This window comes from Gilliamella sp. Imp1-1, assembly GCF_001690415.1.
In the GTDB taxonomy this organism is placed as follows: Bacteria; Pseudomonadota; Gammaproteobacteria; order Enterobacterales; family Orbaceae; genus Gilliamella; species Gilliamella bombi.
The window spans coordinates 1-13,006 of the sequence record NZ_LZHK01000081.1; the positions used below are offsets into that span (position 1 = coordinate 1).

Sequence of the window (13,006 nt, forward strand, 5' to 3'; positions counted from 1 at the left end):
CAAAAAGGCGGACGAACGGTGATTGCTAAACGTAATTATGGTAAGGATATAGATAAAAGCAGTATGGATAGGTGCCTTTATCGCTATCGTCATTTAGTCGAGAATGCCTTTGCTAGAATCAAGCAATATCGTTCAATATCAACTAGATACGATAAGTTAGAAAGGAATTATGCCAGTATGGTATCACTGGCATTTATGTTAATGTGGCTGCCAATGTATTGTTGAGTAATTTATGTACAGCAAAGATCAACAGCCCCTAATAAATCACAAAACTTTATTATATCTTGCATGCTTAAGTATTATATAGAGGTGAATTGGTTAGTTTGTATAAGCTCTCTAACTTTGAATTGTGTAATTTTGTCCTTGCCATTTATATATCTTCATTATAGAATTACTTACTTATTGAAAAATAATAATAAAAATTGTGATGATGTTTCGTGAACGTTAGGCGTTTTGGTTTAATGGATAGGACCATATAACAATTGATATCTTTTGGCGGCAAATTCTATTTGCGAACCACCTTTTGTTTTGTCGTTGCTTTTAGGCAATAGGGCATAATCAAGCATTATACTTAAACACATTGGAGCAGAAAATTGATTACGACATAAAATAAAGTAGCATAAACGAGGTAGCTATATGTTTAGCATGAATAAAGAGTGGGCATTTGTGGTGCTAACCTGCTTTTTTGAAATATGTTGGATTTTAGGATTTAGCATCGCAACTGAGCTTTGGCAATGGATTATTATTGTATCGCTCATTATTATTGATTTTACGTTTTTAACCAATGCTTGTAAGACAATACCTACAGGCACGGTTTATGCCATATTTTCAGGTGTTGGTGCTGTTGGTGCAACGCTAATTGATATCTTACTTTTTAATAAAGAGATTAAGCTAATTCAACTTTTTTTTGTGGCAATAATTATTATTGGTGTTGTACAACTAAAACGTGCCGACAGTTAATATTTTAATAAGGACAATTTAATCATGGGATGGCTGTTAATATTAATTGCATCAGTTTTTGAAGTAATTGGTGCTATAGGCCTTAAATTATATGCTGAGCAAAAAGGTCTATTTAGATTGGTTTTATATTGGGGAGGTTTTTTTGTCTCTTTTGTGCTTTTCTATTTTTCGCTCTATTATCTTGAATTGAGTATTGTATATCCTGTTTGGGTTGGTCTTGGGACTTCGGGGGCCGTGTTAGCCAATATGCTGTTATTTAATGAGCCTAAGAATTTTCCTCGTATATTTGGTCTCACCATTATTATCGTTGGTGTTGTAGGATTACATGCCACTCTATAATTAATTGCGTTTATATATAAAAAAACCGGAGATTAACTCCGGTAACGCAAAGCGTAAAATAAGATATGGATGAATAAAAATTATACTGAATTAAATCTCGTCAGCATGCTGTTTTAAGAAACTAGCAACGCCATTTGGATTTGCTTGCATGCCTTTTTTACCTTTTGTCCATTGAGCAGGGCAAACTTCGCCATGTTCTTCATGGAATTGGAAGGCATCAACAATACGAATCATTTCGTCAATGTTACGTCCAATTGGTAAATCGTTAATTGTTTCATGGCGTACAATTCCTGATTTGTCAATAAAGAACGAAGCTCGCAGTGCAACTCCTGCTTCAGGATGTTCAATACCATAAGATTGCATAATTGAGTGTTTGACATCTGCAACAATTGGGAATTTAACTGCACCAATACCACCTTTATCTTGTGGAGTATTGCGCCATGCATTATGTACATATTCAGAGTCCATCGAAACACCAATTACTTCAACACCACGTTTTTTGAATTCTTCTAGACGGTGATCAAATGCAATGATTTCTGATGGGCAAACAAAGGTGAAGTCCATTGGCCAAAAGAATACAACGGCATATTTACCATTGATGTGTTGTAATAAATTGAAATTATTGACAATTTCACCAGTACCTAAAACTGCTGCTGATGTAAAATCTGGTGCTTTGCGAGTGACTAGTGTCATAGTATTTCTCCTTTATAATTAACTGCAACTCATATAGCGTAGCATTATAGCAATTAAAATCCATTGTCAAAGTTGTTATAAACGATTGGTATCATAAGTTTAAACTATTAAGTTATGATTATTATTCGGTATTAGTTATTGATTTTCGGTTTGCCTTTATTTTTTGTGTCTCGATAGCGTTGTTTTATCTTTTTCTTTTTTACTTGTTCTTGCTTTTTGTTCGCACTTTTTTGTTTTGCTTTTTGTGAAGGTTTTTTCTTAGTTACTGGTTTTGGTGCTTTAGTTTTAGGGCGTAATCCATCAATCGTTCTTAATTTGATTGGTTCTTTAATATAGCGCTCAATTTTTTGCAGTAATTCGTTATCATGCGCTTCGACTAGCATAATAGCTGTTCCTTTTTTCCCCGCTCGAGCGGTGCGTCCAATTCTGTGTAAATATACATCGGCAGTTTTTGGTGCATCAAAATTAATAACATGAGTAATATTGTCAATATCAATACCTCGAGCAGCAACATCGGTTGCAACAAGTACACTGACAATATTATTGTTGATCCTTTTTATTGCTTCGTTGCGTTTTGTTTGTACCATTTCACCTTCTAAATAGCAGCTATGGATACCAGCTTGGTGCAGTAAACTAACTAATTCATGCACACGTTCACGTTTACGAACAAATACAATTGTTTTTTTTAATTCTTCTTGCTTTAATAAGTGAATAAGAAGTGCTACTTTATGAGTTAAATCATCGGCACGATAATAAAATTGCAGGATTTTTTTACGCTCTTTTCGTGAAGGCTCGGCATTGATTTCGATTGGATCATTCAAAATACGGGTAGCAAAGTTATGCAGTCCTTCACCTTCCAGTGTGGCAGAAAATAATAAGGTTTGCTTACGCCAACGGGTTTCGGCAGATATCATTTCGACATCTTGTGAAAAACCCATGTCTAACATCCGATCAGCTTCGTCTAAAATAAGCATTTCAACTGCTCGGCAATCGAAATTCTCTTCTTTTATATACTGTAATAATCGGCCTGTTGTAGCAATAACGATATCTTGGTTTTTACTAAACACTTCAGCGTGATTTATATAAGCAACACCGCCAGTTATAGTTGCAATACTTAAATTTGTTGATCCGGTTAATAATTTGGCTTGTTCAGCAATTTGCATGGCTAGTTCACGCGTTGGTGTTAAAATCAAAATTCGTGGTGGGCCTGGTTTACGGCGTGGAAAATCGAGTAGATGTTGTACGGCCGGAATTAAAAAAGCTAGCGTTTTACCTGTGCCTGTTGGTGCAGAACCTAAAATATCTTTGCCATCTAAAGCAACAGGGATTGTTTGTGCTTGGATTACGGTTGGAGTATTTATATTTTGTGTTTGGAGATTGTGAATTAAGATATTATCTAATTCTAAACCAGAAAAAGTGTGTGCAGTCATAGTGTTCTTTTCATCTAAAATTATTAGGCACATTATAACGTTAATCGTTATAACTACAATCAATAAAAATGTGATGGAATATTATTCTATTTTTATGGAGCGATTAATTGTAAGGTAGTTATTACAGTGTAAGACATAGTTTTATATCTAAAACTAGATGTTTTATTTAAGCAAAACTTATCATTGTTAGCTGCTTGTGATAAGATATGCGTCCGTTAAGCGATAACATGCATAATGATTATTTATACTACCCTACTGAGGTTAAATTGGTTTAAATAATTAATGTTTAATTATTTTGTTGTTTAACGCAGATTGGCTCAAATTTCCATATTAAATAATACTTCTTTAATAACTATTAGATAATGAATATGACCGAATGTTTCTCGAATGATAATTATAATCAACAGTTGAAAAAAAAAGTAGATAATTTAAAAGCGTTATTATCGGATTTTTCACTGCCCGAATTATCGGTATATTGTTCACCTTTTAGTCATTATCGTATGCGTGCCGAGTTTAGGATCTGGCATGATGGTGAAGATCTTTATCATATTATGTATGATAAAAAAACAAAAAAACGAATACGGGTTGATGAATTTCCTATTGCAACAAAACTAATTAATCAAGCAATGCAAACTATTTTACCTTTGTTACAACATAATTTGCTACTTCGCCATATGCTGTTTCAAATTGATTATTTTTCGACTTTAAGTGGTCAGCTATTAATTACGCTTTTATATCATAAAAAGTTAAGTGATGGATGGATCATCGAAGCAAAAAAATTAAAAGCTCAATTAGCTGAACATGGAGTAATTGCTAATATTGTAGGGCGAGCGAGTAATCAAAAAATAGCAATTGATGTGGATTATGTTGATGAAGTGTTGCCAGTAATGGATAAAACGTTTATTTATCGGCAAATTGAAAATAGTTTTACTCAACCAAATGCTGCCGTAAATATTAAAATGCTACAGTGGGCCATATCGGTTACTAAAAATTCAACTGGTGATTTACTCGAATTTTATTGTGGTAATGGTAACTTTTCAATTGCACTAGCACAAAACTTTCGCAAAGTATTGGCCACTGAAATAGCTAAAGCATCTGTTTATTCAGCTCAGCATAATATTGAAGTTAATCAAATTGATAATCTTGATATTGTACGGTTGTCAGCCGAAGAATTTACTAGTGCAATTAAAAAAGAACGAGAGTTTAATCGTTTAAAAGGAATCAATTTGGATGAATATCAGTGTGATACGGTACTTGTAGATCCACCACGTGGGGGAGTGGATTTAAATACCATTAATATATTAAAAACCTATAAAAAAATTATTTATATTTCGTGTAATCCTAATACATTGCGTGACAATTTACAGTTATTGATTAAAACACATTCAATTCAACATTTTGCTATGTTTGATCAATTTCCTTATACAGATCATGTCGAGACGGGTATTGTGTTGTATAAAAAGTAAAAGGAAGTAATATTCAATGTAGAGTATTTTTGTTAAAATATACTCAATTCATACCTAACTAATTGTTGTTTCGGGTGTATGTAAACTTGCATCGATCTATAACAAAAAAAACCCTAGATAAACTAGGGCTGCATTAAATTGCAAGGAATGGATGAAAGGAAATAAAACAATGAAACAATAATGTCTAGCCTCATGAATCATTGTGTAGCTACTATAACAAAGATAAACCAACTAATTAATGACATTAGGATTACAAAATAGTCATTAAACCATCATGATTGGTTTGGTGTTTATCATTTATTCTATAGCTGTGTTATGCAATTACGACAACCAGACAAATAACAAAGGAAATATTTAAGTATGAAATTGTTAGTAGTTGAAGATGAGCAAAAAACAGGTGAGTATCTTCGTCAAGGTCTAGTTGAATCTGGGTTTGTTGTTGATTTAACAAATAATGGTCTTGATGGTTATCATAGAGCCATGACAGAAGATTATGATCTAATTATTTTAGATGTGATGTTGCCTGATATAGTTGGTTGGAAAATTGTTCAGTCACTGCGTGAAGCAGGCAAAGAGACACCTATCATGTTACTTACCGCTATGGGAAGTGTGGATGATAAAGTTAAAGGCCTAAACTTAGGTGCTGATGATTATCTAGTAAAACCTTTTTCGTTTGCCGAGTTATTAGCTCGTGTGAAATCTATGCTCCGACGTAATGTCCCTCAAGTCAATAATTCCCAATTGAGTATTGCAGATCTGGTCATGGATCTTCCTAAACGTATGGTAACACGTGGAGATAAACGCATTGATTTAACCAATAAAGAATTTTTGTTATTAGAATATTTTTTACGTTATCCGGGGGAAGTATTACCACGATCATTAATTGCATCTCAAGTTTGGGATATGAATTTTGATAGTGATACTAATGTGATTGATGTTGCAATTCGGAGATTGCGTAATAAAATTGATGCTGATTTCGAGCCAAAATTGATTCATACAGTCCGTGGAATGGGGTATAAGTTAGATGTCTTGGATGAAACAGAATAAGTTAATATCATTTCGCTTACCTCTTATTGTTTGTTTATTAACCTGCGGTTTACTTTATTGTTTTAGTTTTTTTATTGAACGTTCTTTTGAAAAAATTTCAATCCAACAAAATGTGTCTGAACTTAATTCGGTTATTGATTCTATAGAACGTGAACTTATTTATTATTCTCCAGATGAAAATCGTGACGAATTTATTCAAAATTTATTATTAATTTTGACAGGACATCATCGCCTATTTGTTTATGTTATTGATGAGAAAGGTAAAATTGTTTATCGAACACGTGGTCCTAATCTAACTGTTGCTAAAAATCACATTGATTTTGATACCATTATTGCAAATCACACTACCGCTATTTGGAATCAAGATAAAGCATCATATCGAATTGCCGCTTCACGAGTTTCGATTGAAAATGGTAGACAATATACCACTATAGTTGCTGTTGGTCGTGATTTACATCTCGAATTCATTCGGCGATTACACGATGGTTTAGGCTTGCTTATTGCTATTGCTTGTATTTTGGCCTTGATTGGTTCTTTTATCAGTGTCTATTTTACCCAAAAACCAATTAATCGGTTGATTAAAAAGATCGAAAAAGTTAATTTTAAAAGTTTAAATTATCGTATTCCTGCTTCTTTAGTACCAATTAAATATGTTAGTTTAGTGAAAGCATTCAATGAGATGCTTAATCGGATAGAGGATGTGTTTCAGCGGCAACGTAATTTTACAGCAGATATCGCTCATGAGATGCGAACGCCTATTACCAATTTAACAACTCAAACGCAAATAGTACTGAGTAATGCTAGAACAACTAATGAATATCGCGAGATTTTATATTCAAATTTAGAAGAATACGAAAAAATGTCACAGATGATTTCTGATATGTTATTTTTAGCACAAGCAGATAATCGTCAATTGGTGCCTAATTTAATCAATATTGATTTACATAGCTTGATCACAATGATGTGTGAATATTTTGAACCACTTACCGACGAGAAGAATATTGCCTTTAATCTTGAAGGAAATTGCTCCCATATTCAAGGTGATAAGATGATGTTAAGTAGGGCAATCAGTAATATTTTATCCAATGCAATTCGTTATACACCTGAAAATCAGACTATCACTATAATTTTAAGTCAAGTAAGTGAAAAGCGAATTCGAATCATCATTTCGAACCCAGGCAAGAGAGTTGATAGTAAACATTTGCCACACCTTTTTGATCGGTTTTATCGAGTTGACGAATCACGTCATCGTAATGATAATTCAGGCACTGGAATAGGGCTTGCTATCGTCAAATCCATTATTCAAACACATAAAGGTTCAATTTACGCTGAGTCTGATGAGCAATCAACCCGTTTTATTATTAATTTACCAACCACTATTTAACATCAAAGTCGCTGATCAGTAAATTAGCCGCTGCATAAGCGGCTTTATCTTTTAGTTCTTGTGGGACATTTTCGTTACGAACAACTTCGTCTAATACTTGCATAACAGCACCTAAGGCATCATCAATATAACCAAGATCATTGCTGCCAATTTGCGCATATTTTTCATAAATAAGAGTACTATATTTATTCATTAAATTCATTTTTTTTATTCCACTTATAAAAAGCTAACTAATTGTTTATAAACTTGTTCAGCTTGAATGGTTTGCATGCATTTTTCATCTGAGATAATACTAAATTGATTTTTTCCATAGCCGCCAATCAAATTAGGATCGGTTTTGCCAAATAAAGTAATATTTGGACGATCCAATGCAGCAGTTAGGTGACTTAAACCTGTATCAACCGAAACAACGGCTTTTGCTCCCGCAATGATGGTTGCTATATCTGAAAGTGAAAGTTTGGGAAGCACCTCTACGTATTGGAATCCTTGTGCTAGACGAATTGCTCGTGCTTGCTCATGTGGTGCTCCCCAAGGTAATTTTATTTTTAACCCAGTAGGCTCAACTAATTTAATTAATTTCCGCCAGGCATCTTCGCTCCAGTGCTTTTCATCTCGTGTTGTTGCGTGTAAAAAAATTAGATATTGCTGATTATCGTTAGGTAATGAAGATAAAAAGTGACGCGCAATAGCATAATCACCCATTGAATCAGGTAATGTATATTGTAGGCTTTTTGCAAACAGCAATCTAATGCGCTCAATAGCATGCATTTGTTTAGGTACATTGTGTTTTACATCATAAAACCAACTAGCAATTGGTTCTTTGATACTTTTGCGATCCAAACCGTGTTTAATACCCCGTGCTTTACGAGTAATAAGAAACGCACTTTTAATTAGTCCTTGTGCATCAATAATCACATCATAATGTTGTCGTCTTAAGGTATCAACAAAATCATGGCGCTCTTGACGAATTGCTTTAGCGAACCAATTTTTTCGCCAGCGTCTTATTGCAACCGGTATCACTTGGTTTACAGCAAAGTGCCAACTAGGTATTTGGGCAAAATTTTCTTCTACTACCCAATCAAAGGATATATTTGGTAAATTGTTAGCAGCATCAGTTAATGCTGGTAAAGAATGAAGTACATCCCCCATGGATGATGTTTTAACCACTAATACTCTCATTATTCATTACTCTTCTTACAGCGCATGATGAGTTTCATTAAGGTTTCGAAAACAATATCGGGTTTAATATCGATCAGACTTTGATGGTAACCTTGTTCTGCATCGCCTTTACGAACACGGTGGTATCCGGTAATTAAACGAATAACTTCAGCTTTATCTGATAGTGGAGGGGTAAAATCTGGACTACTTGGCCCATAAAGAGCAACCAGTGGTCGGTCTAAAGCTGCTGCAACATGCATTAGTCCAGAGTCATTAGTCACAATAGCTTTACAAGCAGCAATTAGGCTAACAGCTTGTTCTAGTTGTGTTTGACCTGCTAAATTGATACATTTATCACGATGTATCATTTTAGCAATAATTTGTTCTCCTACTTTGCGATCATTTTGGGACCCAAAAATAATAACTTTAGCGTGCTGTTTAACTAGCATATCAGCAAGTGCTGCGTAATGATAATCGGGCCAACGTTTTGCAGGACCAAATTCAGCACCAGGACAAAAGCCAATTAATGGTTCATCTTGTGTTATAGTAAAAGTTGAAAGAGCTTGGGTTATTTCATCTTGTTCGACATTGAGTTTTGGCCATAGTAGTGGTTGTGGTAAATCGGAAGCCGAATGAGTCTGTCTATTAGGATAAGCAAGAGCAATATAGCGTTCAATCATCAACGGAAATGCTTGCTTATCAAGTTTACGAAGATCGTTTAATAAACCATAACGCATCTCGCCTTTCCAACCTGTACGTTTAGGAATTTTGGCAAAAAATGGAATCAATGCTGATTTGAATGAATTAGGTAATACAATAGCATGATCATAATGGTTATCACGCAGTGATTGACCTATTTTATGACGTTTTTTTAACGCAAACTCACCATGGTCTAATGGCATTGCAATTGCTTGATTCACTTCTGGCATTTTATTTAATAGCGCTCGACACCAAGCCGGTGCTAAAACATCAATTTCGTTATTAGAATCAAGTTGTTTTAATGTACGATACAGGCTTTGCGACATCATCATATCGCCAACCCATGAAGGACCAATAATGAGTGTTTTCATTTAATCAATTCCATCTTATTGTTCATTAAGCCATTTCATATATTCAGCAGTTCCTTCTGCAACATTTTTAAATTCAATTGGGCATTTAGTTTGTTTAAATTTAGTCAGATCAGCTTGGGTATAGCTTTGATAGCGTCCTTTTAGATGTTCAGGGAAAGGAATATAATCAATTTCATCTTTTTTATGATAAGTAAGAACCGCATTAGCAACAGCTTGGAACGACTCTGCTCGACCTGTTCCACAGTTATAAATTCCTGATATTTTATTTTTCCAGAACCATAAATTGACTTCAACGACATCACCAACATAAATAAAATCACGTTTAAAGTTTTCACTACCTGCAAAGAGTTTTGGTTTTTCCCCTTTATTAATTTGTTCATTTAAGTGAAATGCGACACTTGCCATACTACCTTTATGTGATTCACGTGGTCCATATACATTAAAATAACGGAATCCACAAATTGGCGAATTAGCTTGAGGTAGTAATTGTCTCACATATTGGTCAAATAAGAATTTAGAATATCCATATACGTTTAATGGTTTTTCGTAAGTGCGATCTTCAATAAAGTTATCACTGCGCCCACCATAAGTAGCGGCTGATGAAGCATATAAAAATGGAATATTGAAATCGAGACAGTAATGCAACAAGTCTTTAGAAAAGTCATAGTTATTTTCCATCATAAACTTGCCATCCCATTCTGTGGTTGACGAACAAGCACCTTGATGAAAAACAACATCAATATTAAGATCTTCATGGCTAATAATGGCTGCGATGAATTCATCTTTGTCCATATAATCAGCAATATCTAGATCAGCCAGATTAGAAAATTTAGTGCCGTCAGTTAGATCATCAACCACCAAAATATCTTTGTGCCCCAGGTCATTCAAACCTTTAACAATATTACTACCAATAAACCCAGCGCCGCCTGTTACAACAATCATGATCATTTTCCTTAATCAATAAAACTAATCTGCTTATAATAGCGATTTATGATAAATTTTTCGAGTGCTCATTTAAAAAAGCATGAGTAAGACGAGTTTTTTATGAATTCATTTTGTTTTTTGCAGTAACTAAAATATATCTTGCTAAATTAAGATATGGTTCAGTTTGGCAGTATTTTTGTTCAAGTTCTAATAGTTGTTCAAAATGAGTTTCTGCTTTGAATTTGTTGATTAGATAGTCATGAAAAATACGAATCCCTGTTTTTTGCAAAATATCAAAATCAAGTTGTGTAAGCCAGAGATATACGTCAGAAGGAACTCTTGGATAATCGGGCGAAAGAGTTTTTTTCTTACGCTTTGCTAACCCTGATTTTGTGTAACCAAAATTGCCTAATGTGACCGTTTTAAACAAAAGCGCATGATAGTTATAAAACATTAACGATAAAAAACCATCAAATTTAAGGTGTTGTTTTAATGATTTTATTAATTCAATTGGTTCAGCAACCCACTCTAATACAGCATGACAAATGACTAAATCAAACTGTTTGTTTATTAAGTTATCAAGCTGCTGAATAGAGCAACAAAGACAATCTATATTTATCTTTTCGGATTGAGCTTTTTGTTTTGCCTGTTCTAGCATTTGTTCAGAGATATCGCAAAGCGTTACTTGATGCCCAAGTTTGGCCAGCCGACAGGCGATCTGACCTTGCCCTCCACCTGCATCTAGAATATTTAATGATTTATTGTGTGGATAGGTAGCTAAAACTTTTTCTAGTTCTTGCCATACTACTGCTTCGCGAATTTGACCTTTGGTTGTGCCATAAATATTTTGTGCAAATTTATTACTGATATCATCAAAATTACGATCTTGTTTATTCATGACTTATTTTTGATTGTTTAGTTGTTCTGCTTCAGCATTTATTTGCTCTATTTTAGTTGCCATTTGGCTATAGCACTGTTCCATTAAGGCTCTAGCATCCTCTTTGCCTAGATTTTTGGTTTCGATAGGTTCTAACATTTCAACAATGATATGTCCATTATTTAGGCGGTTTAATTTAATATTATTGGTTTGCGATACACAGATTGGCACAATTGGTACTCCAGCAGCAATGGCAGCTTTAAATGCACCTGTTTTAAACGGTAATAATCCCCGTCCACGGCTACGAGTACCTTCAGGAAACATCCAAATAGATATGCCACGCTTTTTAATTTCATTAACAACTTGTCCGATTGTGTCGTGAGCTTTTGATTTATTATTACGGTCAATAAGAATGTTACCTGTAAGATAATAAAGTTGCCCAAAAAAAGGAATCCAAGCCAGACTTTTTTTACCTACTGTTACCGTTTTAGGTTGCACAACATCACCAGCTACAACTATATCATAGTTATCTTGATGATTCGCAATATAGATACAGCTACCTATTATATTGATATTAGGAGGCGTACGAGTATCAACTTTTACTCCCAATATAGGTTTGAATAGAAAGCTAAATAAATGAGCAAATCTTGCTACATTTTTGGGATTTCTTGGGTTAAATAGGCAAAAAATGACGCCTAAAACACAAACGATAATACCAATTATAACACCACTAATTAAGCGAAAAAGAAATAGCATAATTTACCTCATAAGTTAATTTACGTATTATATACTTAATCTAAGCTAATATACAGTTCGTTAACGGCTTCTTCTAAAGGATGATTATGTATAAACCAACTATAACTTGGGACGAAAATCAAACTCCTGTCTCTACCTATTTCGATGATGTTTATTTTAATACTGAAGGCGCAATTGAGGAAACCAGATATGTATTTGTTGAAGGTAATGATTTACGTCAGCGTTTTTTGAATCACAAGCAAGATACATTTATAGTTGGCGAAACAGGCTTTGGTTCAGGGCTAAATTTTTTGATTTTATGGGAAACATTTTTACATTTTAGAAGTCAATACCCGAATCATAGACTTAAACATCTTGCATTTTTTAGTGTTGAAAAGTACCCGTTATCGTTAAATGAATTAATAAAGATTCATAATAGTGTGCTTTTTAAAAATAAAAAATTACTTTCATTATCAAAACGACTTCAGGCTTTTTTAATTGATTCTACTTCCCAGTTTGGCGATGTTAGTTTAAAGATATGTAATGATGATATTAGCAATTTTTCAGATTTTTTAATAAAGCAGAATGTTTTGATTGATGCTTGGTTTTTTGATGGGTTTTCACCAGCTAAGAATCCAGATATGTGGTCAGAACGTTTATTTAAAAATTGTTTTAGCCTGACAGCATCTGGTGGTAGTTTTGCTACTTTTACTGCAGCAGGATTTGTTCGTCGTCATTTAATTAATGCAGGATTTATCGTTCAAAAACGAAAAGGCTTTGGTTCAAAACGTGAAATGTTAGTTGGCTATAAGTGAGTATGTTTTTATGTATATTTGTTACAGTTTTTTTGCAAATTAGATAAACAACATGAGTAGTTACCACTATTAAGTAATTTTCTAGAAATGATAAGGTAATTCATATAA

General features: G+C 33.8%; 15 protein-coding genes. 7 read left to right on the forward strand and 8 right to left on the reverse strand.

All coding sequences use genetic code 11. The features are described 5' to 3' along the window. From A9G38_RS07195 to A9G38_RS07205, 3 genes are all read left to right on the forward strand, one after another. A partial coding sequence (locus A9G38_RS07195) for a transposase (RefSeq protein WP_141671758.1) occupies window positions 1–225 on the forward strand: 225 nt, incomplete at its 5' end. 420 nt (window positions 226–645) lie between these two features. Continuing rightward, the gene (locus A9G38_RS07200) at window positions 646–960 is read left to right on the forward strand and encodes a DMT family transporter (protein WP_034914881.1); all 315 of its coding nucleotides are present in this window, start codon (window positions 646–648) and stop codon (window positions 958–960) included. A 24-nt stretch (window positions 961–984) separates the two neighbouring features. Further along, on the forward strand, window positions 985–1,299 hold the full coding sequence (locus tag A9G38_RS07205) for a DMT family transporter (protein ID WP_034914848.1): 315 nt from the start codon (window positions 985–987) through the stop codon (window positions 1,297–1,299). A gap of 90 nt (window positions 1,300–1,389) precedes the next feature. On the opposite strand, the gene A9G38_RS07210 is transcribed toward A9G38_RS07205, so the two are convergent. Further along, window positions 1,390–1,992, reverse strand: a complete 603-nt coding sequence (locus A9G38_RS07210) for a peroxiredoxin C (RefSeq protein WP_034914850.1) — start codon at window positions 1,990–1,992, stop codon at window positions 1,390–1,392. 131 nt (window positions 1,993–2,123) lie between these two features. After that, complete coding sequence (gene srmB / locus A9G38_RS07215; protein ID WP_034914852.1) at window positions 2,124–3,422, reverse strand: ATP-dependent RNA helicase SrmB; 1,299 nt, start codon at window positions 3,420–3,422, stop codon at window positions 2,124–2,126. Window positions 3,423–3,790: 368 nt separating this feature from the next. Between srmB and trmA the strand changes: the two genes are divergently transcribed. The 3 genes from trmA (at window position 3,791) to A9G38_RS07230 (ending at window position 7,319) form a co-directional block, all read left to right on the forward strand. Then, entirely contained in the window at window positions 3,791–4,888 is a 1,098-nt protein-coding gene (gene trmA, locus A9G38_RS07220) for a tRNA (uridine(54)-C5)-methyltransferase TrmA (protein WP_034914854.1), read from the forward strand. A gap of 360 nt (window positions 4,889–5,248) precedes the next feature. After that, window positions 5,249–5,935, forward strand: a complete 687-nt coding sequence (locus A9G38_RS07225) for a heavy metal response regulator transcription factor (RefSeq protein WP_034914857.1) — start codon at window positions 5,249–5,251, stop codon at window positions 5,933–5,935. Next, the gene (locus tag A9G38_RS07230; RefSeq protein WP_051634330.1) at window positions 5,922–7,319 is read left to right on the forward strand and encodes a heavy metal sensor histidine kinase; all 1,398 of its coding nucleotides are present in this window, start codon (window positions 5,922–5,924) and stop codon (window positions 7,317–7,319) included. The genes A9G38_RS07225 and A9G38_RS07230 overlap by 14 nt, the downstream gene beginning before the upstream one ends. Here A9G38_RS07230 and A9G38_RS07235 read toward each other — a convergent pair. From A9G38_RS07235 to A9G38_RS07260, 6 genes are all read right to left on the reverse strand, one after another. After that, the gene (locus A9G38_RS07235; RefSeq protein WP_034914884.1) at window positions 7,312–7,512 is read right to left on the reverse strand and encodes a YaeP family protein; all 201 of its coding nucleotides are present in this window, start codon (window positions 7,510–7,512) and stop codon (window positions 7,312–7,314) included. The genes A9G38_RS07230 and A9G38_RS07235 overlap by 8 nt on opposite strands. Before the next feature lie 23 nt (window positions 7,513–7,535). Next, window positions 7,536–8,498, reverse strand: coding sequence for a lipopolysaccharide heptosyltransferase RfaC (gene rfaC / locus A9G38_RS07240; RefSeq protein WP_034914864.1), 963 nt, complete (start codon window positions 8,496–8,498; stop codon window positions 7,536–7,538). Then, window positions 8,498–9,547 carry an ADP-heptose--LPS heptosyltransferase RfaF gene (rfaF, locus tag A9G38_RS07245; protein WP_034914867.1) on the reverse strand — a complete coding sequence of 350 codons (1,050 nt, stop codon included), beginning with the start codon at window positions 9,545–9,547 and terminating at the stop codon, window positions 8,498–8,500. The genes rfaC and rfaF overlap by 1 nt, the downstream gene beginning before the upstream one ends. Window positions 9,548–9,562: 15 nt before the next feature. Then, the gene (gene rfaD / locus A9G38_RS07250; RefSeq protein WP_034914870.1) at window positions 9,563–10,489 is read right to left on the reverse strand and encodes an ADP-glyceromanno-heptose 6-epimerase; all 927 of its coding nucleotides are present in this window, start codon (window positions 10,487–10,489) and stop codon (window positions 9,563–9,565) included. 100 nt (window positions 10,490–10,589) lie between these two features. Then, window positions 10,590–11,369, reverse strand: a complete 780-nt coding sequence (locus A9G38_RS07255) for a methyltransferase domain-containing protein (RefSeq protein WP_034914873.1) — start codon at window positions 11,367–11,369, stop codon at window positions 10,590–10,592. Window positions 11,370–11,372: 3 nt separating this feature from the next. Next, window positions 11,373–12,104: a 1-acylglycerol-3-phosphate O-acyltransferase gene (locus A9G38_RS07260; protein WP_034914875.1), complete on the reverse strand. Its 732-nt coding sequence runs from the start codon at window positions 12,102–12,104 to the stop codon at window positions 11,373–11,375. Window positions 12,105–12,190: 86 nt separating this feature from the next. Here A9G38_RS07260 and mnmD point away from each other — a divergent pair, with 86 nt between their 5' ends. Then, the gene (mnmD, locus tag A9G38_RS07265) at window positions 12,191–12,898 is read left to right on the forward strand and encodes a tRNA (5-methylaminomethyl-2-thiouridine)(34)-methyltransferase MnmD (RefSeq protein WP_034914879.1); all 708 of its coding nucleotides are present in this window, start codon (window positions 12,191–12,193) and stop codon (window positions 12,896–12,898) included. The last annotated feature ends 108 nt before the right edge of the window (window positions 12,899–13,006 follow it).

What these genes read in the sequence shown, in the direction of transcription:
- A9G38_RS07200 (WP_034914881.1), top strand. Translation starts at nt 646, where the DNA reads ATGAATAAAGAGTGGGCATTTGTGGTGCTAACCTGCTTTTTTGAAATA.
- A9G38_RS07205 (WP_034914848.1), top strand. Translation starts at nt 985, where the DNA reads ATGGGATGGCTGTTAATATTAATTGCATCAGTTTTTGAAGTAATTGGT.
- A9G38_RS07210 (WP_034914850.1), bottom strand. Translation starts at nt 1,992, where the DNA reads ATGACACTAGTCACTCGCAAAGCACCAGATTTTACATCAGCAGCAGTT.
- srmB (WP_034914852.1), bottom strand. Translation starts at nt 3,422, where the DNA reads ATGACTGCACACACTTTTTCTGGTTTAGAATTAGATAATATCTTAATT.
- trmA (WP_034914854.1), top strand. Translation starts at nt 3,791, where the DNA reads ATGACCGAATGTTTCTCGAATGATAATTATAATCAACAGTTGAAAAAA.
- A9G38_RS07225 (WP_034914857.1), top strand. Translation starts at nt 5,249, where the DNA reads ATGAAATTGTTAGTAGTTGAAGATGAGCAAAAAACAGGTGAGTATCTT.
- A9G38_RS07230 (WP_051634330.1), top strand. Translation starts at nt 5,922, where the DNA reads ATGAAACAGAATAAGTTAATATCATTTCGCTTACCTCTTATTGTTTGT.
- A9G38_RS07235 (WP_034914884.1), bottom strand. Translation starts at nt 7,512, where the DNA reads ATGAATAAATATAGTACTCTTATTTATGAAAAATATGCGCAAATTGGC.
- rfaC (WP_034914864.1), bottom strand. Translation starts at nt 8,498, where the DNA reads ATGAGAGTATTAGTGGTTAAAACATCATCCATGGGGGATGTACTTCAT.
- rfaF (WP_034914867.1), bottom strand. Translation starts at nt 9,547, where the DNA reads ATGAAAACACTCATTATTGGTCCTTCATGGGTTGGCGATATGATGATG.
- rfaD (WP_034914870.1), bottom strand. Translation starts at nt 10,489, where the DNA reads ATGATTGTTGTAACAGGCGGCGCTGGGTTTATTGGTAGTAATATTGTT.
- A9G38_RS07255 (WP_034914873.1), bottom strand. Translation starts at nt 11,369, where the DNA reads ATGAATAAACAAGATCGTAATTTTGATGATATCAGTAATAAATTTGCA.
- A9G38_RS07260 (WP_034914875.1), bottom strand. Translation starts at nt 12,104, where the DNA reads ATGCTATTTCTTTTTCGCTTAATTAGTGGTGTTATAATTGGTATTATC.
- mnmD (WP_034914879.1), top strand. Translation starts at nt 12,191, where the DNA reads ATGTATAAACCAACTATAACTTGGGACGAAAATCAAACTCCTGTCTCT.